The 20854-nt window shown below is 64.8% G+C and carries 22 protein-coding genes; 13 read left to right on the forward strand and 9 right to left on the reverse strand.

What is annotated here, in order from left to right:
- Positions 1–13: 13 nt before the first annotated feature.
- Both OHL12_RS07170 and OHL12_RS07175 read right to left on the reverse strand, forming a co-directional pair.
- A complete protein-coding gene (locus OHL12_RS07170) occupies positions 14–919 on the reverse strand; it encodes a dihydroorotate dehydrogenase (protein ID WP_263415093.1) in 906 nt (301 codons plus the stop codon).
- Between the two features lie 14 nt (positions 920–933).
- Positions 934–2610: an alkaline phosphatase family protein gene (locus OHL12_RS07175; protein WP_263413141.1), complete on the reverse strand. Its 1677-nt coding sequence runs from the start codon at positions 2608–2610 to the stop codon at positions 934–936.
- Positions 2611–2678: 68 nt separating this feature from the next.
- Between OHL12_RS07175 and serS the strand changes: the two genes are divergently transcribed.
- The 3 genes from serS (at position 2679) to OHL12_RS07190 (ending at position 5176) form a co-directional block, all read left to right on the forward strand.
- Entirely contained in the window at positions 2679–4022 is a 1344-nt protein-coding gene (gene serS / locus OHL12_RS07180) for a serine--tRNA ligase (RefSeq protein ID WP_263413142.1), read from the forward strand.
- The gene (locus OHL12_RS07185) at positions 4022–4396 is read left to right on the forward strand and encodes a hypothetical protein (RefSeq protein WP_263413143.1); all 375 of its coding nucleotides are present in this window, start codon (positions 4022–4024) and stop codon (positions 4394–4396) included. Before serS ends, OHL12_RS07185 begins: the two co-directional genes overlap by 1 nt.
- 117 nt (positions 4397–4513) lie before the next feature.
- Positions 4514–5176: a LolA family protein gene (locus OHL12_RS07190; RefSeq protein ID WP_263413144.1), complete on the forward strand. Its 663-nt coding sequence runs from the start codon at positions 4514–4516 to the stop codon at positions 5174–5176.
- 61 nt (positions 5177–5237) lie between these two features.
- Here OHL12_RS07190 and OHL12_RS07195 read toward each other — a convergent pair whose 3' ends face one another.
- From OHL12_RS07195 to tsaB, 5 genes are read right to left on the reverse strand one after another with little or no spacing between them, the layout of a single operon-like run.
- Positions 5238–6236: an Asd/ArgC dimerization domain-containing protein gene (locus OHL12_RS07195; RefSeq protein ID WP_263413145.1), complete on the reverse strand. Its 999-nt coding sequence runs from the start codon at positions 6234–6236 to the stop codon at positions 5238–5240.
- Between the two features lie 58 nt (positions 6237–6294).
- Positions 6295–7131 (reverse strand): CDP-diacylglycerol--serine O-phosphatidyltransferase, encoded by an 837-nt coding sequence (gene pssA, locus OHL12_RS07200; RefSeq protein WP_263413146.1) that lies wholly within the window; start codon positions 7129–7131, stop codon positions 6295–6297.
- Complete coding sequence (locus tag OHL12_RS07205) at positions 7132–7797, reverse strand: phosphatidylserine decarboxylase family protein (RefSeq protein ID WP_263413147.1); 666 nt, start codon at positions 7795–7797, stop codon at positions 7132–7134.
- Positions 7798–7831: 34 nt separating this feature from the next.
- Positions 7832–8299 carry a ribosomal protein S18-alanine N-acetyltransferase gene (gene rimI, locus OHL12_RS07210; RefSeq protein ID WP_263415094.1) on the reverse strand — a complete coding sequence of 156 codons (468 nt, stop codon included), beginning with the start codon at positions 8297–8299 and terminating at the stop codon, positions 7832–7834.
- Positions 8299–9018 carry a tRNA (adenosine(37)-N6)-threonylcarbamoyltransferase complex dimerization subunit type 1 TsaB gene (gene tsaB, locus OHL12_RS07215; protein ID WP_263413148.1) on the reverse strand — a complete coding sequence of 240 codons (720 nt, stop codon included), beginning with the start codon at positions 9016–9018 and terminating at the stop codon, positions 8299–8301. The genes rimI and tsaB overlap by 1 nt, the downstream gene beginning before the upstream one ends.
- A 156-nt stretch (positions 9019–9174) precedes the next feature.
- On the opposite strand from tsaB, the gene OHL12_RS07220 reads away from it, so the two are divergent.
- Together OHL12_RS07220 and OHL12_RS07225 are read left to right on the forward strand one after the other, a co-directional pair.
- Positions 9175–9528: a hypothetical protein gene (locus OHL12_RS07220; RefSeq protein WP_263413149.1), complete on the forward strand. Its 354-nt coding sequence runs from the start codon at positions 9175–9177 to the stop codon at positions 9526–9528.
- Positions 9525–11435 carry a DUF4139 domain-containing protein gene (locus OHL12_RS07225; RefSeq protein WP_263413150.1) on the forward strand — a complete coding sequence of 637 codons (1911 nt, stop codon included), beginning with the start codon at positions 9525–9527 and terminating at the stop codon, positions 11433–11435. The genes OHL12_RS07220 and OHL12_RS07225 overlap by 4 nt, the downstream gene beginning before the upstream one ends.
- 51 nt (positions 11436–11486) lie before the next feature.
- Here OHL12_RS07225 and OHL12_RS07230 read toward each other — a convergent pair whose 3' ends face one another.
- Both OHL12_RS07230 and OHL12_RS07235 read right to left on the reverse strand, forming a co-directional pair.
- Positions 11487–12575, reverse strand: coding sequence for a VWA domain-containing protein (locus OHL12_RS07230; RefSeq protein WP_263413151.1), 1089 nt, complete (start codon positions 12573–12575; stop codon positions 11487–11489).
- A 1-nt stretch (position 12576) separates the two neighbouring features.
- Positions 12577–13629: a VWA domain-containing protein gene (locus tag OHL12_RS07235; protein WP_263413152.1), complete on the reverse strand. Its 1053-nt coding sequence runs from the start codon at positions 13627–13629 to the stop codon at positions 12577–12579.
- Between the two features lie 258 nt (positions 13630–13887).
- On the opposite strand from OHL12_RS07235, the gene OHL12_RS07240 reads away from it, so the two are divergent.
- The 8 genes from OHL12_RS07240 (at position 13888) to OHL12_RS07275 (ending at position 20826) form a co-directional block, all read left to right on the forward strand.
- Positions 13888–15330 carry a DUF1015 domain-containing protein gene (locus tag OHL12_RS07240; protein WP_263413153.1) on the forward strand — a complete coding sequence of 481 codons (1443 nt, stop codon included), beginning with the start codon at positions 13888–13890 and terminating at the stop codon, positions 15328–15330.
- A gap of 88 nt (positions 15331–15418) precedes the next feature.
- Entirely contained in the window at positions 15419–16291 is an 873-nt protein-coding gene (locus OHL12_RS07245) for an N-acetylmuramoyl-L-alanine amidase family protein (protein WP_263413154.1), read from the forward strand.
- Complete coding sequence (locus tag OHL12_RS07250) at positions 16288–16998, forward strand: GerMN domain-containing protein (protein WP_263413155.1); 711 nt, start codon at positions 16288–16290, stop codon at positions 16996–16998. The genes OHL12_RS07245 and OHL12_RS07250 overlap by 4 nt, the downstream gene beginning before the upstream one ends.
- Before the next feature lie 16 nt (positions 16999–17014).
- Positions 17015–17824 carry a glutamate racemase gene (murI, locus tag OHL12_RS07255; protein ID WP_263413156.1) on the forward strand — a complete coding sequence of 270 codons (810 nt, stop codon included), beginning with the start codon at positions 17015–17017 and terminating at the stop codon, positions 17822–17824.
- A gap of 70 nt (positions 17825–17894) precedes the next feature.
- On the forward strand, positions 17895–18413 hold the full coding sequence (locus tag OHL12_RS07260; protein ID WP_317889810.1) for an EVE domain-containing protein: 519 nt from the start codon (positions 17895–17897) through the stop codon (positions 18411–18413).
- The gene (locus OHL12_RS07265) at positions 18410–19177 is read left to right on the forward strand and encodes an enoyl-ACP reductase FabI (RefSeq protein WP_263413157.1); all 768 of its coding nucleotides are present in this window, start codon (positions 18410–18412) and stop codon (positions 19175–19177) included. The genes OHL12_RS07260 and OHL12_RS07265 overlap by 4 nt, the downstream gene beginning before the upstream one ends.
- 54 nt (positions 19178–19231) lie before the next feature.
- Positions 19232–20539 (forward strand): metal-dependent hydrolase family protein, encoded by a 1308-nt coding sequence (locus OHL12_RS07270; protein ID WP_263413158.1) that lies wholly within the window; start codon positions 19232–19234, stop codon positions 20537–20539.
- 56 nt (positions 20540–20595) lie between these two features.
- Positions 20596–20826 (forward strand): hypothetical protein, encoded by a 231-nt coding sequence (locus OHL12_RS07275; protein ID WP_263413159.1) that lies wholly within the window; start codon positions 20596–20598, stop codon positions 20824–20826.
- Positions 20827–20854: the final 28 nt, after the last annotated feature.

Here is a 20854-nt window from a genome sequence, read left to right on the forward strand (position 1 = left end):
ACAGCGCCCGCTGCTACAGCCGCAGCCCGCCGGTCAGTTCGCTGACCTGCGCGACACTGTTCGACGCGCACCATTTCTTCAGGCCCGTCGCGATCTTTTCCACCGCGCGCGGATCGGCATAGCTCGCCGTTCCCACCTGTACTGCCGTCGCGCCTGCCAGCAGAAACTCCACTGCGTCCTCCGGCTTTGCAATGCCGCCCAAGCCGACCACCGGAATCTGCACGGCCTTCGCCGCCTCCCACACCATGCGCACCGCGATCGGCTTAATCGCCGGTCCGCTCAGTCCGCCGGTTACGTTGGCAATGCGCGGCCGCCGCGACTTCACATCGATGGCCAGCGACACAAACGTATTCACCAGCGAAACCGCATCCGCGCCAGCCTCCTGCGCCACGCGCGCCATCAGCGCGATGTTGGTGACGTTAGGCGAGAGCTTCACCATCAACGGACGCTTAGAAACCGCCTTCGTCCGGCTCACCAATTCCGCCAGCGCCTCGGGGTCCGTGCCAAAGACCATGCCGCCATGCTTCGTATTCGGGCAGCTCGCGTTCAGCTCATACATTGCAACGCCGTCCGCGTCGTTCAGGCGCTCCATCACCGCAACGCAGTCCTCCACGGTGAACCCGAACACGTTTGCAATGCAGACCACCTGCTTCATCGCGCGGATTGCTGGCAGCTTGTCGCGAACGAACGCCTCCACTCCAACATTCTGCAGGCCGATGGCGTTGATCATGCCCGCCGCGGTCTCGATGATGCGCGGCGCTGCGTTCCCAGCCATGGGCTCGCGCGACAAGCCTTTGGTCACAAACGCGCCAATGCGCTCCAGGGACAGGATGTCCTCGAACTCCACGCCGTAGCCGAAGGTTCCGCTGGCGGCGATCACCGGGTTGCGCAGCCGAACGCCCGCAACCGTGACCGCCATCTCCGGGGCCGAACTCAATGCCCCGCTCCAGTTACCGGACCGGTCGAGCCCGCCGCCTCTGGCCGCATCACCTGCGTAAGCACATGGCCGACCGAAGCCGAGGGCTGATTCAGCCGCAGCAGCGATGCAAACGTCGCTGCGATGTCTACCGGCGCGACCGGGTCGTGATACGTCCCAGGCACAAATGCCGCGCCGAACAGATCCAGCGGAACGTGCCGGTCATACGCGTTCTGTGAATAGTGTCCTGCCCCCGCGGCCGATCCCGGATATTGGAACAGCCCCAGGTTCATGTGCACGGCCCAACGGACATAGGGCGAATAGCTGTTCTGCACACGCAGTCCATACGGATCGTTCGGCAACCGTCCATCGCGCATCTGCGACGCCGTGTAGACCGCCCGCACCCGTTGCGATTCCGGCAGCCTTTCCGCGGACACGGCGTGTCCCGCCGCCGCAAGCTCCTGCTCCGCGAAGAAGCTGCGTACCGCCTCAGCCGTTGCCTCCTCTGCGTCCTCTTCCTTCACACCAGCAGCCTGGAATGGCTCCGGCTGAATCTGCAGCCAGGGCAGTTCCGGGCTCAGCACCAGCGACCGTCCATGCCGATCCACCTGCGGAAAACGCTTTTCCAGCGCCGCCTCGACAAACGCGATCATCTTCGGGGCAGAGAAAGCAGCGCCCGGCATACCGATCCGTGCCGATTGCTGCTCGGTCGGTGCCACGCCATGATCGCCGCTCAGGGCGACCACCACATTCTGCAGCCCCACATAGCTGTCGAGCCAAGTGAAGAAGGCGTCCAGTTGCGCGTCCGCCGCATCGATCATGGCGCGCTGCTCCGGCGAGTCCGGCCCCACACCATGGCCCAGGATGTCCGTCGACGAGATCGACAGCGTCAGCATATCTGTGACACCGGCCGGGTTCCTGCCCATCTGTTCGCCCTGGATCAGGGCCTTCGCGAAGTCCAGTTGATAGCTGACCGACGCCGGTGTGCGACCCACCCGGTCATAGAACTCACCCGTGTCCGCGTGCGCCTCCCGGCGGGCCTCCGCCGCGCGCTTCGATGCGTTGAACGCCGCGGCCCACGGCGGCAACTGCTGCATCCAGTACGTCGACGTGATCCAGGCACCGCTGGTGTGGTCCGTCCAGAACGCACCCTTGCTTGCATGACCACTCGTCAGGATCGCGGCGCGATCCTTGAACGACACACCGTACACCTTGGCCTTGCCGTTCGTTGCCAGCTCCAATTCATCGCCCACGGTCGACGCCAGCTCGTTGTGTGGCGACGCTCCCGGAGACACCGGCTGCCCGGCAGGCATGCCAACCATCGTGTACCGCGTGTCTTCCACGCTGGTAATCTCGTGCGGCACACCGTTCGGTCCCGTTACCCACCACTGGTTCAGCGGAATGCCATGCCCATTGGTGTAGCTTCCGGTGCCGATGGTCGAGTGCCCCGCCGCCGTCACCAGGTTGGCATAGTCGTAATAGCAATCCGTGAAGTGCGCGCCCTGCTTCAGAAACAGGTTCCAGCCATTCTTTGCGTGAAAGTCCGCGCGGTACCGGTCCAGGTAATCGCCGCGAAACTGGTCAAACACCAGGATGATCGCCAGCTTGGGCGAGCCGTTATACGCGTCTGCATGCACGGCGGCAGAAGGCAGCAGCAGAGCGGCGGCTGCAAGGGCGCAGGAAAGGAGGCGCATACCCAAAAGCATACCGTCCGCCGGCGTGCGCAGGATGAAACAACCGCAAAGCCGTTTACGATAGAACGATGCTCGATCTTGCTTTTGTGCGGGCCAACCTCCCCGCCGTGGAAGCTGCCCTGCGCGCCCGCAACGCCGACCCCGCGGCCCTGCTGGGCAACTTCGGCGATCTGGACCGGCAGCGGCGCGAAGCGATCACCGCCGCCGAATCGCTCAAGGCGGAGCGCAACCGCCTCTCCGAACAGATTGGAAAGAAAAAGCGCGCCGGCGAAGATGCCACCGAACTGTCGGAGCAGGTGCGCAGCCTGCGCGAACAGGGCGAGTCGCACGAACAGCAGGCCGCCGCGCTCGACACTCGCCTGCGCCAGATCCTGGAAGCAATTCCGAACCTGCCGAACGCAACCGTTCCGCAGGGTTCTGATGAACACGCAAACGAGCTGGTCAAGACCGTCGGCGAGCCGACCAAATTCGATTTCACACCCAAGCCGCACTGGGAACTCGGCGAAGCCCTGAATATCCTCGACTTCGACCGCGCCGCCAAGGTCAGCGGCTCCCGCTTCGCCTTTCAGTACGGCGCCGGCGCTCGGCTGGAACGCGCCCTGGCCAACTTCATGCTCGACCTGCACACCCGCGAGCACGGCTACACCGAGGTGCTGCCGCCCTACATGGTCAATTCGCGGTCTCTTTTCGGCACCGGCCAATTGCCCAAGTTCGCCGAAGACCTCTTCCACTGCGATGATCGCGGCGCGTTCACTCCCGGCGAACTGCAAGAGAACGACCACTGGCTTATCCCGACTGCGGAAGTGCCGCTGACGAACATCCTGCGCGATGAAACCGTCGACGAATCGGCGCTCACGCTTTCCCTGTGTGCCTACACGCCCTGCTTTCGGTCCGAGGCCGGCTCCTACGGCCGCGACGTGCGCGGCATGATCCGCCAGCACCAGTTCCAGAAGGTGGAGATGGTCAAGATCACCACGCCGGACAAGAGCTATGACGAACTCGAACAGATGACGCGCAACGCCGAGACCGTTCTGGAACGTCTGGGCCTGCCCTACCGCCGCATGCTGCTCTGCACCGGCGACATGGGCTTCTCGTCCGCCAAGACGTATGACCTCGAAGTCTGGCTGCCGGGCCAGGGTCTCTACCGCGAGATCAGCTCCTGTTCCAACTGCGAAGCCTTCCAGGCGCGCCGGGCCAACATCCGCTTCCGCCCCGTAGGCGCAAAGAAGTCGGAATACGTCCACACGCTCAACGGCTCCGGCCTGGCAGTAGGCCGCACCTATCTGGCCGTGCTGGAGAACTACCAGCAGGCGGACGGCAGTATCCGCATTCCCGACGCTCTGGTCCCCTACATGGGTGGGCAGACGGTCATCACGGCGCAGTCGGCCATCACCGCGGGAGCGCATGCCTGATGTTCAAGACCCTGCGCAGCTATATCTTCTGGTCGCATGAGCGCGGCTCCCTGCACTACGACGTGATGGTCACTCTCATCCTCCTGTTCATCTTTGTCACGCCGCGGTTCATCAACTACCACGACCGGCCCAAATTCCAGTTGCCCTCGCAGATCATGGTGGAAAACGACGGCAGCGGCGAGCTGATCTACCAGGTCCGCGCCGCCGACGTAGTCAGTTCCGAACGCGGCGGCAAAGATGAAGACACGCGCATCCGGCGTGCCCTTCGCCGTCTGATTGAACCCATCGCGGGCGATGTCTACATTGAGCGCTACGAGGCGCTGACCGGCGCCGAAGGCCAGGTGAGCGGATACCGCGTCTGGGCGCATCGCTAGCATTTCGCCGCGCGTTGGACGAGTGGGACCAGCTATCCGCAACGCAATCGAAAGCGAGACACATCCTGCGACGGCGATCTGTGTCTAACGAAGTGCGCATATGCGCTTGGAGTCGTGATGTTCAAGACCGCCCTGGCCACCATTGCCGTTCTGCTCTCCAGCACAGCCGCACTCGCCGCTACCGACCCGGCTCTCGACAAGGTGCTGCGTCAGTTGGACGCTGCCTCAGCGAAGTTCCAGTCCACCGAGGCAGACGTTAAGGATGAGTTCTACGAGAGGGTCGTCCGCGATACCTCGACACAGACCGGCTCCGTGTACTTCCTCCGGTCGGGCGGCGGCACAGAGATGGGTCTCGCGATCGGCCAGAAGCGCATCAGCTTCAAGAACGGGCAAGGCGTACTCTACGATCCGAATGGCGCTTCCAAATTCACCAGCTTCAGTGCCGGCCAGAACCAGCAGAAGGCCGACAGCTTTCTAACCCTGGGCTTTGGTGGCAGCGGCAAAGACCTGGAGCGCGCCTGGGACATCAAGCTGCTCGGCACAGAACAGATCACCGACGGCACAACCCCCGTCACCGTCGACAAGCTCGATCTCGTCCCGAAAGACCCCGGCGTGAAAAACACCTTCACCCACGTCGTCATCTGGATCGACCCGACCCGCAGTGTGAGCCTCAAACAGGAATACACCACACCGGAAGGCGACAAGCGCACCGTCACCTACTCGCACCTGCGCTACAACACCAAGATCGACACCAAGAAGTACGCCCTGCCCAAAAAGTAGAGCACCTGCAACAGAAAGAGGCGCGGCCATTCGCCGCGCCTCTTTCTGTTGCAAAGATCAATTACTGCACTACACCGCTCGGCCGCATACGCAGCAGTTCGATCGCGCATCCCACCGCGGTTTGCGCCAGCAGCTTCAGGTTGTCGGCAACGATCCAGAACCGCAACACACCGGAACTGTCCGCGGCAGATTCCACTAGGATCTTGTCCTGCCCCGCCGCCGCAATGTTCGACGCCGGTGGATCGTCCGCCGCCACGGGCTCGATCAGGTCGCTCCGCAGCGCTTCCTCAACCGTTTCCAGGCTTGCCGCCTCACCTGCTTTGACGAACAACGACACCGCATAGCCATGGAAGGCCGGCGCCTGCACCCACTGCAGCATTGGGGCCGGCGCACCGTCCAGCAGCGACCCAAGCTGCCGCTCCACCAGGGACTTCGTGCTTGCAACCTCGAACTTCGCATCCTCGCCCAGACGCCCCAGCAGGTTGAACGCGACCTGCACGTCGTGCTGCTCGGTAGGCACCGTCTGGAAGGAAAGAAGGCTGATCGTCTGCTGATGCAGTTCATCCAGCGCCGCAGCACCGTTCTCGCTGGCGGGCTGCAGCACCGTCGCATATGCGTCCTGCAGCAGACCCGCCTTGTGCAGCGGCACCAGCACGGCTGCGAGCATAGTCGCGGCAGGATGAGCCGCAGCAACTCCAGTGGTCTCCAGCGACAAAGTCGTATGGTCCCGCACCCGTGGCGAAAGCACCGGCAGCCCGCGCACCGTTCCCGTTGCGTCGATGGCCGCTGCCCCGAATCGCACCGCATCTTCCCAGTAGCGGCCCGCGTCTGCCGCAGTTGCAAAGATCACGGCATCCGCACCCTCGAACGATGCCGGCTCGACGGCCTGCAACACCGACGCTTCGCCGCCGATGTCCTCCAGCTTGCCCGGTTCGGCATCGCTATCCAGCAACACGACCGTGCCCGAGCCCAGCGGGCCCGCGTTCAACTCTTCCGCGATCTCGCGGCCCAGCAGGGACGACGCCCCAACCACCACGATCCGGTGTGTGTCTTCTCTCATACTCTCTGTCAGATGCGCGGAACGGCGATCCGCTGCGCCGACTCGGCCGGCAAGGATCTCAGGCGCGGGCGTCTCGCCTGCGCTGCCGGCCCTGTGCCGCGTAGACGACACGCGCCCCCATGCCGCTGACCATGTACGCCAGCGCCACTGCAATCAGCAGGTAGTTGCTGAAGTAGACCAGCAGCGCGCCCAGCAGCACGATCAGCACAAACAACCGCATTGTGTGCTGCGACCGCAGGCCGATCTCCTTGCCGCTCCAGAATCGCCATCGGCTTACCATCAGAAATCCGATGAACAGCAGCAGCGACATCCAGACAAACGCGATGTACACGTTGTCGATGGGGGATCCGTCGAAGCAGTGCACCACGCTGGCCACCACTCCCGCAGCTGCCGGGATCGGCATGCCCACAAAGTAGCGCCGCCCTGGGCGCCCGGGATTGCTCGGCAACGGATTCACGGTCACGTTGAACCGCGCCAGCCGGCACGCTCCGCAGACCAGGAACAGGAAGCAGACAAACACGCCCGCATCCACCGCGCTCTGCCGCAACTTCAGGTTGCCAACCAGCGGCAGCATTCGCGTGCCCCAGGTGTACGCCAGCACGCTCGGCGCAACGCCAAACGTGATCACATCGGCCAGGGAGTCCAGCTCCCTGCCAAAGTCGCTGGCCGTGTTGGTCATGCGGGCAATGCGGCCATCCAGAGCATCAAACGGGATCGCAAACAGGATTGCCAGCGCGGCCCGATCGAAATACGTCTGGTCGTGCGACGTGGTCGCCAGCACGCTCTGCACAATCGCGTAGAATCCCGCGGCAATGTTGCCTGCCGTAAACAGCGACGGCAGCACGTACATGCCACGCCGGGGCCGGGGACGCGTCTGTACCGGCGCGTCCGCCAACTACACCCCCGCTACAGTTGCGCGCGCCTGCTCAGGCGTTGTGGCTGAAGCGACCGGCATGGTGGCGATGATGGAGGCTCCGCCACGCACGCGGTCACCCTTCTTCACGCGCAGATTCGCATCCGGCGGCAGCAGCACGTCTACGCGGGATCCGAACTTGATCAACCCGAAGCGATCGCCCTTCTGCAGAACGTCACCCGGCTTGACCCAGCACACGATGCGGCGCGCCAGCAGCCCGGCAATCTGCTTCACCTGCACCGAGTACCCGCCATCCTCGATCACCATGACATTCTGTTCGTTCAGCACGTTGGAATCGGCGCGCATGGCGTTCAGGAACATGCCCTGCTTGTAGTTCACCTGCGTCACCGTCCCGCTGATCGGGGTCCGGTTCACGTGAACGTCGAAAACGTTGAGGAAGATGCTGAGCCGAAGCCGGCTGCCCTGGGGCGTCTCGATCCAGTCCGCCTCGGTCACCTTGCCGTCTGCAGGGGACACGACCACGTTCGCCTCGGTGGGCACGCGACGCGGCGGATCGCGGAAGAACCAAAGGAAAAACAGCGCCAGCAGCACCGGAATCCCGGCGATCCAGGACGAACCCGTGAGGCGAAACAGCAGGTAGGACACTACAGCCAAACCCAGGGCGTAGTAGATTCCATCTCGGACCATAACTGCCTCTTATCTTACCGGATAGGGCGCCGCATCAACCGGCCGCCGGCGAAGGTGACCAGCGAAGGGTCATCAGAACGGCATCCTCCACCGGGTCGGGGTAATACTGCCGCCGGGTTCCTGTCATGACCATGCCGGCGCTCTCGTACAAGGCGCGCGCCGCGCTGTTGCTGCGCCGCACCTCCAGCCGCAGCACTTCCGCCCCATCAGCGCGCGCCAGTTCGATGGCCCGCCGCAGCAGACGCCCGCCCACGCCCTGCCGCCGGCAAGCCGTCGCAACGGCCATGCTCTCCAGCTCCGCCTCCCCCAGCAGCAACGAGGTCTGCGCGAAACCCACGATTTCAGCGTCAAGCTCCGCCACCAGAAGGCGCCGCAGCGGTCCGTCTTGCGCCCTAGCTGCCTCCACCGCCAGAGCGCTGCTGTCCCACTGCGGCAGCTCGGCATCGGCCCGGATGAGGGCCAGCACCGCACCCGTGTCTGCTGCGGTTGCTTCCCTCAGCATCACGGCTGGCTCAGCGCCTGTCGCGCACGCAACGCCAGCTCCGCATCCGGAACGCGCAGGTACAGCGCGTCAATCAGGGCCACGTCGGCCCATCGCTTGCTGCAAACGGCTTCGGCCGCAGCGGCACGGAGCGCCGCTGCCAGGTCACCCGCGCTCACAAATACCGCACTCGGCCTTGCCGCGCGCAAAGCCTCCTCACACACGGCAACCGGCTCCCCGCCGGCGGCCGCGGCCGCCTGCTCGAGCGTGAGCACCTGCGCAGGTTCTCGCTCCTCGTTCACGCCGAGCAGGCTCGCAATAGCCTCAACCCCTGCAAACCCACCAGCACCCATCACAAAGCGCTCGGCATAGACATCGCCTCTGCCCGCCTGCAGCCACGCCCAAACCGGCGCGATTCCTGCAGCGGCCGCCAGTACCTGTAAGCGCGACAGCGTCACCAAAGGCAGCCCCGCCGCTTCGCACAGCCCCTTCGCCGCAGCCAGGCCGATCCGCACCCCGGTAAACGACCCAGGTCCGCGCACCACCGCTATCGCCTTCAACTCACTCAGCACCAGCCCGGACTCGCTCAGGACGGCACCAATAGCGGGCAGCAGTTCTTCCTGCGTTGCCCGCACACCCAGCCGCTGCTCGCTTCGCGCAGCCGGGGTCACTTCGCCCACCGGGAACACGGCAACGTAACCCTCAGAACCACAGGTGTCGATGACCAAAGCCGCTTCCATACAAGTCACATGATAGGGTTCGCCGCTCGCTCGGGCAGGAGTGTCGCTCCCGAAAGAAACCAAGCGACCGGCTCACCACGCCGAAATCCGCCAGTCCCACGGGAACAAGTGTCGCTTACGTGGCGTCTACCAGCCGCAGCACAGGAGTTTCCGCCGATGCGCCGATCTGCCCTCCCTGCCTTGTTTCTGCCGTTGAGCATCGCCGCGCTTCCCACTCTGGCGCAACAGGCGACCCGCTCCGCCCCCGTCGGCCCAACCGCGCTCCATCGCGCCGCAAACGCCACCCACGAAGGTTCCGAAAGCCTGCCCATCCGCCGCGTCGCGCTCTACAAGAACGGCGTTGGCTTTTTCGAACACTCCGGCACCGTGCGCGGCGATCAGGCCGTGACCATCGACTTCACCACCGCCCAGCTCAACGACGTTCTGCAAAGCCTGACCGCCGTCGACCTCGGCGGAGGCCGATCCAGGGCGCTGGGTACAACAGCACCACGCCTCTGGACCAGCAGTTGAAGGCTCTGCCGCTGGCGCTCGCTGCCGATCCCACCGCGACCGACCTGTACAGCGCCATTCGCGGCGCTCGCGTGGAGATCACGGGCGAAGGCGGCGCGTTCACCGGCCGCATTCTCAACGTCGAGATCCGCGAAACCGCCACGCCAAAACTAGCAGCCGCGGACGGCACCGCTCCCATCCTTGAGCGCCAATACCTGACCGTCGTCTCGGACGCCGGCGTGGTTCGCACCTTCGAACTCACCGGCCGCACCGGCGTCCGCCTGCTGGACCGCAGCGTGCAGGGCGGCCTGGAACGCTACCTGGAAACGCTCGCCAGCAACCACCAGGATGGCCTGCGTCACCTGACGCTCACCGACTCTGGCACCGCCGCCCCCCGCGAACTGCGCGTCAGCTATATCAGCGAGGTGCCGGTGTGGAAGTGCACCTACCGCGTCCTCTTCGACACGGCCGGTCGCGGCACCACGGCGAAGTCCGCCACACTGCAAGGCTGGGCCGTCATCGACAACACGGTCGGTACGGACTGGAATAACGTGCAGCTCTCGCTCATCGCGGGCGCGCCGCAAAGCTTCGTGCAGCCCATTTCGCAACCCACCTACAGCCGTCGCCGGGAGATTGCCTTACCCCAGGAAGCGCAGCTCACGCCGCAGACCCACGAAGGCGGACTTGGCACAGGTACGGGCTCTGGCATGCGCTCCGGCAGCGGCAATGGGTACGGTTCGGGTGCCGGATACAACGTGGCTGGGGGTGTCATGGGGAGCCTCGGGTTGAGCACGCACGGAGCCGTCCCGGCCGGACAGCGGTCCATCGCTTCCGATGGTGTCCACCGCGATCGGCTTGCCGCCCTTGCGGAGTCGGCGGCTGCTTCGCCAGTCTCCTACGAAGAAAGCGCGTCTGCCTCGATAGCCCCTCAAATCACCACGAGCAGCTTCGACGACTACTTCGAGTACAAGCTGACGGAGCCGGTCACGATCCGCAAGAACGAATCCGCACTCGTGCCCATCCTCCAGGCCAAAGTCGAAGTCGACCCCGTTACGCTGTGGTCGCCTTCTGAGCCGCAGCCACTGCGCGCGCTCTGGGTGCGCAACACCAGCGGCCTCACGCTCGATCGCGGCAGCTTCTCCATCCTGGAAAATGGCAACTTCAGCGGACAGGGCCTACTCGATCCGATCCACCCGGGCGAACGCCGCCTGCTCAGCTACGCCGCCGATCGGGCTGTTCGCGTCACGCCCGAAGTCGCGGCCCAGCCTGACAGCCGCTCACGCCAGGTGCAGCAGATCACCGTTGCCCGAGGTGTGATGACCGTTCGCTCGGCAGAGGTCGCCGAAGAGACCTACCTTGTTCACAATGCCGCGGGTGACGTTCGCACCGTGATCGTCGAGCGGCCAAAGCGATCCGGGTGGACGCTGGACAGCGATCCCAGGCCGGAAGAGACCAGTGCAAACGCCTACCGCTTTCGCGTAGTCGCGCAGCCCGGCGAGACGGTCCGCCTCCACGTTGGCGAGCGCCACGACCTCCGCGCACGCTACCAGCTTGCCAACACCAACGAAGACCAACTCCTCCTGTTGCTGCGACAAGACGGCAATCCGCCCGCGGTTGTCGCTGCCCTGCAACCAGTGCTGGCCGCCAAACGTCACCTGTCCGACCTGGACGCGGAGGTCGCCAGACACGACAACCAGGTTCGCGACATCACAAACGACCAGACCCGGCTGCGCAACAACCTGCAGGCGCTGAAAGGCACTGCTGAGGAGCGCGCGCTCGCCAAGCGCTACACCGATGAGCTCAATCGGCAGGAAGACCAGATCGCGCAACTACGCACGGAGATCGCTGCGCTCCGCCAGCAGCAACAGGCCACACGCGACGCCCTGGCCACACAACTCGAATCCCTGCAATTGGACGTGACGCTCTAAACCCGTGCGGCCTGGCTCTGCGGAGAAAGGCCGACACCTTACCCCGGAGAGTTACTGCGCTCCGCCGGCCAGCGCACCGGACGCGTCTGCGCCCACCTTGGGGAAGTATCCGCTGCGGGTCCGCACGCTCAGCCGCGAGTACCCGGGCGCCTTTGCATCCACATGCACCTGGCGGTAGCCGCCCAGCCGCGCCGGTTTGGTCGGCTGGTAGCTGATGGTGTACTGCTGCCGAATATCCTCCGCCACCTGGTGCGCAATGTCGTCGACCTCTTCCAGCCGTCGCGGAAAGTACGCCAACCCGCCGGTCTGCTCCGCCAGCGAGGTGAGCACACGGCGCGCATGGCGGCTCTCGCGCTTGTCCTCGTCTGGGCCGAACAGGAGACCCACGCAATAGATCGTCGGGCCATCCAGCTCCTGGACGCGTTTGATCGCCTCTTCGAGCGTGGTGCTGGAAGCGTTATCGTCACCGTCCGTGATCAGCAGCAGCACCTGTTTGGGCCGCTTGGCATTGCGGGACAGGTAGTCGGCGCTGGCGATGATCGTGTCATAAATGGCCGTTCCACCAGACGCCTTCACATAGCTCAGGCCGGCCTCCAGCTTGTGAATATCGCTGGTAAAGTCCTGGTCGATGTAGGGATCGAAGCTGAAGTCCACCAGGAATGCCTCGTCCTGCGGATTGGACAGCCGCACAAAGTCCAACGACGCCTTGCCAACTGCAGCGCGCTTGTCATACATCGACCCGGAGCTGTCGATCAGGATGCCGAGCGACACCGGGAGGTCCTCGTGCCGGAACGACGCGATCGTCTGCGGAACGCCGTCCTCGTACACGTGAAAGGCGTCCTTGCCCAGCGTTTGCACCACGCGGCCGTTGCCGTCCAGCACGGTCGCGTTCAGCCGGACCTCGCCCACGTTGGTGCGCAGCGTATAGGTGCCGCCCTGGCGCTCCACCTGCTGGTTCGGCGCGCTCGCACCCGTAACGGTTGCAGGCGGTGGAGCGTCCCCGTCCGGCGACGCAATCGGATCACGATCCACCGTCAGCGACGGCGACGAACCGGCAGCGGCAGGCGCGCTTTGTTGCGCCTTCGCGGCTCCGGCGCCCAGCACCACGCAACACAAGCCTGTTAGAAGAACCTTTCGCACACTACTCCGATGGTGCATAGTACCCTGTCCGGTTGTGTACGCTCAGCGGCGGCAGCCCCGGAGGCGGATTCAGACGCACCTTCAGCTTGCGCCACTGCCCGTCCTTCTTCAACTCCGTCGGCTTGTACCCCACCACGTATTCGTTCCGTAGCTCGGCAGAGATACGCGACGCGATGTCACCTAACTCATTCACGTCCGACACGCGGAACAGCCGGCCGCCCGTCATCTCGCAGATGTCCGTCAACAGCGCCGGACCTTCCTTCTCCTCCACGGTGGGTGCGTACTGGTCGAAGATGCCAATGGAGTAAATCTGCACGTCGCTTTCGCGCACGGCGCGCCGCAACTCGCCCTCGCTGTAGCGAGAGCGGTTGTCGCCGCCATCGCTGATGATCAGCAGCGCTTTGCGCTCGTACTTGGCGTCCTTCAGCTTGTTGATGCCCATGTAGGTCGCATCGATCAGCGCGGTCCGAGCCGTTGGCTTCAGCATCACCATGCGCGCGTCAATGTCGTCCACATTGCTGGTGTAGTCCACCACCACCGCGGGCCGATCGTTGAAGGCGATCACGAAAAACTCATCCTGCGGATTAGACGTACGCATGAACTCGCTGAGCGCCTTGCGTGCCCGCGCATACTTGCTGCTCATGCTCCCGCTCAGATCAAAGATGATGCCGATGGTCACCGGTGCATCGTCGGTGGAGAAGCTGCGAATCGTCTGCGGCCGGTCGTTGTCGTACACGTAGAAGTTTTCGCGCTCCAGCCCCGTCACCAGGCGGTTTTGCGAGTCGGTCACCGTCATGGGCACCAGCACCAGGTTGGTCTCCACGCGGATTGTCTCGTTCCTGCGTGCGCGGCCGTCGTTGGGCGCCTCTTCCGGAATCGGTTTGCGCGCCGGCTCGACAGGCCGTGTGGGCGTCTTCGCATCGCCCAGCGGATTCTCCTGTGCCTGCAGACGCGGCAGCGTCCACACCAAACACAGCACGACGCACAGCAGCCATCCGACCCGGCTTCCGCGGAGGAAGCCGTTCCGCTGCCCGTTACTCAGCAGGTGTGTCATGGTGCGACGCTCTATCCTTACTCCTTCAGATGCGACGGACGCAATCCGCAGCCCGGCGGTAGCGACGTGGCAGCTTCTAGCGCTCCAGCAAGCCGTTTCGCACCGGGACTCCGCGCTTCGGAACACCGATTCTACGCGACGCCGGCCACAGCTCATGCACCCGGTTTCACGGCATCCACATCGTGCGTGCTGCCGTATACCCGTACAATCGGCAGCAATCCCATTCTGTTTCGTACCCCGGAGAAGACCCACAGCCTCATGCAGATCTATCCGTTCCGCGCGCTTCGCTACAACACGGGCCTCGTCAAGCTGGAAGACGTAGTGACCCAGCCCTACGACAAGATCTCGCCCGCGATGCAGGACGCCTACTACGCGAAAAGCCCCTACAACCTCATCCGCGTCATCCTGGGCAAACGCGACCCCGACACCGAAACCGACAACGTATACAGCCGCGCCGCCGCCTACCTGGCCGACTGGCGGCAGAAGCACGTCCTACAGGAAGACGCCACGCCCGCCCTGTTCGGCTACGCCCAGCGTTACACGGTTCCCGGCACGAACGAAGTTCGGGAGCGCCGCGGGCTCATCTGCCTCGGCCACCTGTACGACTATGAGCAAAAGGTCGTCTACCGCCACGAACAGACGCTGAGCAAGCCGAAGTCTGACCGGCTGTCGCTGTTCAAAGCCACTCGCACCTACTGCGAGCAGATCTACATGCTCTACAACGATCCGGCGTTCACCGTGGAAGACCTGGTGTTCGGCAACAAAACCGGCGAACCTGCCACCGCGCCCGATCAGACCGTTACGGACGAGTATGGCGTCGTGCACATGCTGTGGCACGTGACCGATCCGCGCACCATCAACTTGATCGTCACCGCCCTGCAGGACAAGAAGCTGATCATCGCCGACGGCCACCACCGCTACGAAACCAGCACCGCCTACGCACGCGAGCGCGCCGCCGAACTCGGCGTGCCCGACTCGACCACGCACACCGCTGGCCGCCCCGAGCCCTTGTACGGCGCCGGCGACGAAGCGCCCTCCGAGTACGCGGACGAACACGGCGAAGCCAGGCTGCCCTCGCCCCCCTTCCCGGAAGCCGCGATGATGATGACGCTGGTCAACATGGACGCGCCGGGCATCACCATCCTGCCGACGCACCGCGTCGTCTTTGGCCTGGGCGAGGGTGCAGTGGCCAGCTTCCTGGAGCGCGCTGCCGAGTACTTCGAGGTCAGCCGCGTCGACACCAACCACGACGCGAAGGACTCCGACGCCGAGAAAATCGAGGACGCCTCCGCCCTGCTGGCTCCCCTAACAGCTTCGCCAGGCGTCGCCTTCCTCGCCGCCACGCGCGACGGCAATTACCTGCTCTCGGCGAAGCCGGAAGCCATCGATGCCGCGCTGCAGAGTTTCACGCCGCGCCAGCGCGCGCTCGATGTCGTCCAGCTCCACGGCCTCATCTTGGAGCAGCTGCTTGGCCTGTCTGCGGAAAGCATTCGCAACCAGCAGAACCTGCGCTATCTGCGCTCGGCCCCGGAGGCCATTGCACAGGTCGCACGCGGCGAGGCCGACATCGCATTTCTCGTTCGCCCCGTCACGCTGGACCAACTCCAGAACGTCTCGCTCTCCGGCGAAGTCATGCCGCAGAAGAGCACCGACTTCTACCCCAAGCTGCTCAGCGGACTGGCTTTCTACGCCCTCGACTAACCTGCGGCACCCTCACCTGCCTTCCCCACCTTCGCCGCCCCGGTTTGCGGTGAAGGTGGGTTCTACCCGCTACAATCACCTCTGACCCGTGAGACGCTCGCCCCTCATCCTGCTCGGCGCACTCGCCACTCTGCCCTGCCTTGCGCAGCAGCCGACGCAGCCGCAGAAGCTCACCATCGTTCTCGACCCTGCCCGCGGCGGCAGCGAGTACGGCGCCCGCATCGATACGAAGACCTACGAAAAGCAGGTCACGCTCGACATCGCGAACCGCCTGCGAGCCCTGCTCGTGGCGCGTGATTTCAACGTGGTGCTCACCCGCGACAGCGACGCCCTGGTCACCAATGAGCAGCGCGCCGCGGTCGCCAACCAGAGCAAGGCCATCGCCTGCGTCTCCCTGCACGCCACTGCGGCCGGCAACGGCCTCCACCTCTGGACCTCCTCCGTGAACGCCATGCCGGTCGGCAGCACCGCCGTTCTATGGGACGAGGCGCAGGCACCCTTCGTGCAGCGCTCGCAACGGCTTGCCTCCGAGTTCGCTGCGGCCTTTTCGCGATCCAAGATCGCCGTCTCCAGCGGCCACACCTGGATCCGCCCGCTCGACAACATGCAATGCCCCGCCGTTGCGCTTGAAATCGCCCCGGAGGACAGTGACACCGTCGCCAGCGACCGCACCTACCAGGCGCATCTTGCCGACGCCATCGCCAGCCAGATGGTCTTCTGGCGCGGCCACGCCGACGTCGTGCAATCCATCCTGAACCCACCACCTCCGCCCGCCGCACCGAAGCCGGCCACGCCTGAGAGCGCTGCCGGGGCAGGCAAGACTGCGGCCCACGACACGGCCAACCCTGTCACGCCGGCGCGAACGCGCACCGCGCCTGCGCCCGTAACGCCCGGCACCGCTGCCGCCTCGCCCGCGACGCGAACGACGCCCGCGACCACACCCGGTGAGGCGCCGCAGTGATTCCCCGCTACCAGCGCATCCTCTTCGCGGTGCTTCTGCTCGCCTGCATCGGCATGGGCATCGTGCTGTGGAACCATCAGCGCCACAACTACTCCCTGCGCGATGAGGCCACCACCGACGCGCCCATCGAAGCTCCCAGCTACGCCGCCGCAGAGAGCGTCACCCTCGCGCTGGCCAACGACAGCGACGGCTCCATTACGCCGACCACGCGTGACATCGCCCTGCCCTCCACGCCCGCGGTCCGTGTCCGCGCCCTTCTGGAACATCTGCTGGCCGAGTACACTTCGCGCAAATCGCCGCACCCGCTCGGTGGCGGCGTCGCCGTGGAGGACGTCTACCTGATCGACCTCCCGCTGTCCGCGCCCGCGCCGCGCAATGCAGACGGCTCCTTCGCCGGCAGCAGCCTGCCCACTCGCGCCGCAGACACCACCGGGATTACCGACCCGCTCACCCGCGCTACCGGCCAGCTCGCCGTAATCAATCTCCGGTCGGCCTGGTGCGACGCACACCCCAGCGGCATCACCGTTGAGACCCTCACCATCGACAGCATCCTGGGCACGCTGCACGCTGCCATCCCGCAGGTCACCGAGGTGCGCTTCCTCGTCGATGGCCAGCCGCGTTCCACCCTCGCCGGCAACGTGGAACTCGACCGCACCTACGACGTCGTCGACACCAGCAACGTCGTCACACCCGCGCAGCATGAGTAGCGCGGCAGCAGACACCGTGGCACGCCCCTGCATCGGCGTCTTCGATTCCGGCTTCGGCGGCCTCACCGTGCTCCGCGCCCTGCTGCAACACCTTCCCGGCGCCGACTTCCTCTACCTGGGCGACACCGCACGGCTGCCCTATGGCTCCAAGTCCGCCGAGACCATCACGCGCTACACCTCTGCTGCTATCCACACGCTCGTCGGCCACGGCGCCCAGCTTGTCGTCATCGCCTGCAACACCGCTTCGGCGCTCGCGCTGCCACATCTGCAGGGCAACAGCGAAGTCCCGCTGGTCGGCGTCATCCAGCCCGGTGCGGAGGCTGCAAAGCTCGCTGTCCGCGACATACAACTTCCCGTGCTCGTGCTCGCCACCGAGGCCACCGTCGCGTCCCACGCCTACCAGCACGCCTGCGCGCAGCACGGCCTCAGCACCATTGAGAAAGCCTGCCCATTGCTCGTGCCTCTGGTGGAAGAAGGCTGGACCGACCACCCCGTTACCCGGCAAGTTGCGGAGATCTACCTGGAAGAGTCCGTCGCTGCGACGCGCCCCGGCGCCGTGCTGCTCGGATGCACGCACTACCCCCTCGTTCGCCCACTGCTGGAGCGCTCCATCCACAGCCTTCTCGGTCCCATCCCCGTGATCGACTCCGCTGAAGCGACCGCAATGCACATACAGGGCATGCTGCCGGCTGCATCGCACAACAGCAACGCTCCATCCGCGCTCCGCTTTTTCGCCACCGATTCACCCCAGAAATTTCAGCGCCTCGGCCAGCGCTTTCTCGCGCAGGAGGTCGACCTTGTGACCCTCGTCGACCTCGACCGTTAGTGCGCCTGCAAAGCTCCATGCGTCGCTGCAGACTGCTATCCTCATCCTCGGAAAACAAGAGCTCTCACGCATGCCTTACCTCCTAAAATCCGAGCCCGACAAGTACTCCTTCGACGACCTTCTGCGCGATGGCGAAACCACCTGGGACGGCATCAAGAATCCGCAGGCGCTCATCACGCTGCGCAACATGAAGCGCGGCGAGCACTGCGTCATCTACCACTCCAACATCGGCAAAGAAGCCGTCGGCACCGCCACGGTTGTCTCCGTGGATTCGTCGGACACGAAGAATCCCATCGTCCGCCTGAAGGCCGGCAAGCGCCTCAAGCAGCCCAAGTCATTGGCCATGCTGCGCGAAGCTCCCGTCTTCCAGGATTCGCTGCTCTTCCGGCAGTTTCGCCTCTCGGTAGTGCCGCTGGACGATGCGCAGTACGAGTGGCTGCTGCACGCCGAGGCAAACGTGCCGCCTTCGGCCACGAAGAAAGCTGCGGCGAAGTCGTCCACCGGCAAAAAGCCCGAGCCCGCCGCGAGCAAGACCGCGGCCAAGAAATCCGCTCCCAAGAAATCTGCAGTTAAAGGAAAGAAAGCATGATCGATCTCCAGGGCAAAACCGCCGTCGTCTTCGGCCTCGCCAACAAGCGCTCCATCGCCTGGGGCATCGCGCAAAAGCTGAACGAAGCCGGCGCGCGCATCGCCATCTGCTACCAGAACGATCGCCTGAAGCGCGACGCCGAGTCCCTGTCCGCCGAACTGCGCGACGCGAAGACCTTCCAATGCGACGTCTCTGTCGACAGCGAGATCGACGCAACCTTTGCCGCTCTCAAAGAGACCTACGGCACCCTCGACATCCTCGTTCACTCCGTAGCTTTCGCCCCCGCCGACGCCATGAAGAACGACTTCCTTGAAACCCGCCGCGACGACTTCCGCATTGCGCTCGACGTCAGCGCCTACTCGCTCATCGCGGTTGCGCGCGCCGCCGCGCCGCTCATGCCCGCGGGCGGCTCTATCGTCACGCTCACGCACTACGGTGCAGACAAGGTGTTTCCGAACTACAACGTCATGGGGGTCGCGAAAGCCGCGCTCGAGTCCGCCGTCCGCTACCTCGCCATGTCGCTCGGCTCACGCGGCATCCGCGTCAACGCTGTTTCCGCCGGCGCGATCAAGACGCTTGCCGCCCGCGGCATCGGCGACCTGCAGAAGATGCTCGACGCCTCGGAAGCCCGCTCTGCGCTGCACCACAACGTCGATACGCTCGAGGTCGGCAACGCCGCCGCCTTCCTGCTCTCGCCACTCGCCAGCGGTATCACCGGCGAAATAATGTTCGTGGACGGCGGATTCAACATCACCGGCATGTAACTGCACTCGCGTCATCAAAACGCCCGCTCCCCGTCCGGAGCGGGCTTCTGCTTTATGCTCAATGCCATCCCCATGACTCATGTCCGCATCTGCCTCGCCGCCGTGTCTGCTTTCGCGCTTGCAGCTTGCCACGTCAGCGCCCAGCAGGCACCAACTTCGCCGGCGCCCATCGTGTTGCACGCAGCGCGCCTGCTTGATATCGCTTCCGGCCGCATCGTCACCCCCGGCGAAGTCCTCATCCAAGGCGACACCATCCGCGAGGCCGGCAGCGCCGTGTCGCATCCGGCGAACGCCACCGTCCGCGACCTGGGCGACACCACGCTCATGCCAGGCATGATCGACGCGCACGTCCACCTGTTCCTGCACGTCGGCAACGAAGCCAATCAGACCGTCGACGAATCCGTACCGCAGCGCGTGCTCATCGCCGCCGACGCAGCAAAGCACGATCTCCTCGCGGGTTTCACCGCCGAGCGCGACATGGGCACCGAGGGCGCAGGCTGCGCCGACGCGGCCGTGCGCGACGCCATCAACTCCGGCCTCATCCCCGGTCCGCGCATGCGCATGAGTTGTAATGCCATCGACATCAACGGTGGCCACGAAGACAACAGCGGCCGCAATCCCGAGCAGCACCTGCTTAGCAATGCCGACCGCGCCAACAGCGCCTCGGAAGTGATCGCCGTGATGCGCGAGCAGCACAAGCAGGGTGCCGACTTCACGAAAATCTACGAGACCGGTCGCGACCACCTGGAGAACGGCGTCTTCACCACGCCCTACCAGTACACCGAGGCCGAACTCGCCGCGGCGGTCGCGGAAGCCCACCGCACCGGCTCCGTCGTTGCGGTTCACGCCACCGGCGAACCCGGCACGGGCTACGCCGCACAGGCGGGCGTCGCCTCCATCGATCACGCCTACAATCTCTCGCCCGAGACCATGCGCCTCATGCGCGACCGCAGCATCTTCGCCGTTCCCACCTTCGCCATCGGGGAGTACTTCGCCGATCACGTGGCATCACCGCACCAAGCGGAAATCCGCCATGCGGAGGAAGCCTTTCACGCCGCCCAGTTCAAGAAGCAGCTTGCCGCCGGGGTTCCTTTCGCGGTCGGCTCCGACGTTGGCCCGTTTCCTCACGGAACCCAGGCCCGCGAGTTAGTCCTGATGGTGCAGAACGGCATGACACCGCTGCAAACACTGCAGGCCGACCTGCTGAACGGCGCAAAACTGCTGGGCTGGGCCGACAGCATCGGCCAGATCAAGCCCGGCTACAAGGCCGACATCATCGCCGTCCCCGGCAATCCGCTCCAGGACATTCATGTCGTCACCGACGTGCGTTTCGTAATGAAGAACGGCGAAATCTTCCGCTAGACCCGCTCACCCTGCGCGATACACTCCTGTCGCAGTCCTGCGGGAGGAGCGGACCCATGAACCCGAACCCTTTGAAAGAGCCCTGCTCTCAATGCGGCTCGGTGGCCTGGGAACGGCTTGGCCGGCAAAGTACCTGGGAGCGGATCATCCTGCCTTTCCTGAACCGCTATCCCTGGCGCTGCGCCCTCTGCAATCGCAAACGCTACCTGTCGCTGCGGCACGATCCCGAGGAGTTCCTGCGCAGACTCAGGTTGCGGGAACAGGACCGCGATCGCGAGCGCACGTAGCGCCTGGACCAGCAGTCCCTGTTCCCCG

Source organism: Terriglobus aquaticus (genome assembly GCF_025685415.1).
GTDB lineage: Bacteria > Acidobacteriota > Terriglobia > Terriglobales > Acidobacteriaceae > Terriglobus > Terriglobus aquaticus.

Bases quoted from the DNA above. Each gene is read 5' to 3' on its own strand.
- OHL12_RS07170 (WP_263415093.1), bottom strand. From the start codon at position 919: ATGGCGGTCACGGTTGCGGGCGTTCGGCTGCGCAACCCGGTGATCGCC.
- OHL12_RS07175 (WP_263413141.1), bottom strand. From the start codon at position 2,610: ATGCGCCTCCTTTCCTGCGCCCTTGCAGCCGCCGCTCTGCTGCTGCCT.
- serS (WP_263413142.1), top strand. From the start codon at position 2,679: ATGCTCGATCTTGCTTTTGTGCGGGCCAACCTCCCCGCCGTGGAAGCT.
- OHL12_RS07185 (WP_263413143.1), top strand. From the start codon at position 4,022: ATGTTCAAGACCCTGCGCAGCTATATCTTCTGGTCGCATGAGCGCGGC.
- OHL12_RS07190 (WP_263413144.1), top strand. From the start codon at position 4,514: ATGTTCAAGACCGCCCTGGCCACCATTGCCGTTCTGCTCTCCAGCACA.
- OHL12_RS07195 (WP_263413145.1), bottom strand. From the start codon at position 6,236: ATGAGAGAAGACACACACCGGATCGTGGTGGTTGGGGCGTCGTCCCTG.
- OHL12_RS07205 (WP_263413147.1), bottom strand. From the start codon at position 7,797: ATGGTCCGAGATGGAATCTACTACGCCCTGGGTTTGGCTGTAGTGTCC.
- rimI (WP_263415094.1), bottom strand. From the start codon at position 8,299: ATGCTGAGGGAAGCAACCGCAGCAGACACGGGTGCGGTGCTGGCCCTC.
- tsaB (WP_263413148.1), bottom strand. From the start codon at position 9,018: ATGGAAGCGGCTTTGGTCATCGACACCTGTGGTTCTGAGGGTTACGTT.
- OHL12_RS07220 (WP_263413149.1), top strand. From the start codon at position 9,175: ATGCGCCGATCTGCCCTCCCTGCCTTGTTTCTGCCGTTGAGCATCGCC.
- OHL12_RS07235 (WP_263413152.1), bottom strand. From the start codon at position 13,629: ATGACACACCTGCTGAGTAACGGGCAGCGGAACGGCTTCCTCCGCGGA.
- OHL12_RS07240 (WP_263413153.1), top strand. From the start codon at position 13,888: ATGCAGATCTATCCGTTCCGCGCGCTTCGCTACAACACGGGCCTCGTC.
- OHL12_RS07260 (WP_317889810.1), top strand. From the start codon at position 17,895: ATGCCTTACCTCCTAAAATCCGAGCCCGACAAGTACTCCTTCGACGAC.
- OHL12_RS07265 (WP_263413157.1), top strand. From the start codon at position 18,410: ATGATCGATCTCCAGGGCAAAACCGCCGTCGTCTTCGGCCTCGCCAAC.
- OHL12_RS07270 (WP_263413158.1), top strand. From the start codon at position 19,232: ATGCTCAATGCCATCCCCATGACTCATGTCCGCATCTGCCTCGCCGCC.
- OHL12_RS07275 (WP_263413159.1), top strand. From the start codon at position 20,596: ATGAACCCGAACCCTTTGAAAGAGCCCTGCTCTCAATGCGGCTCGGTG.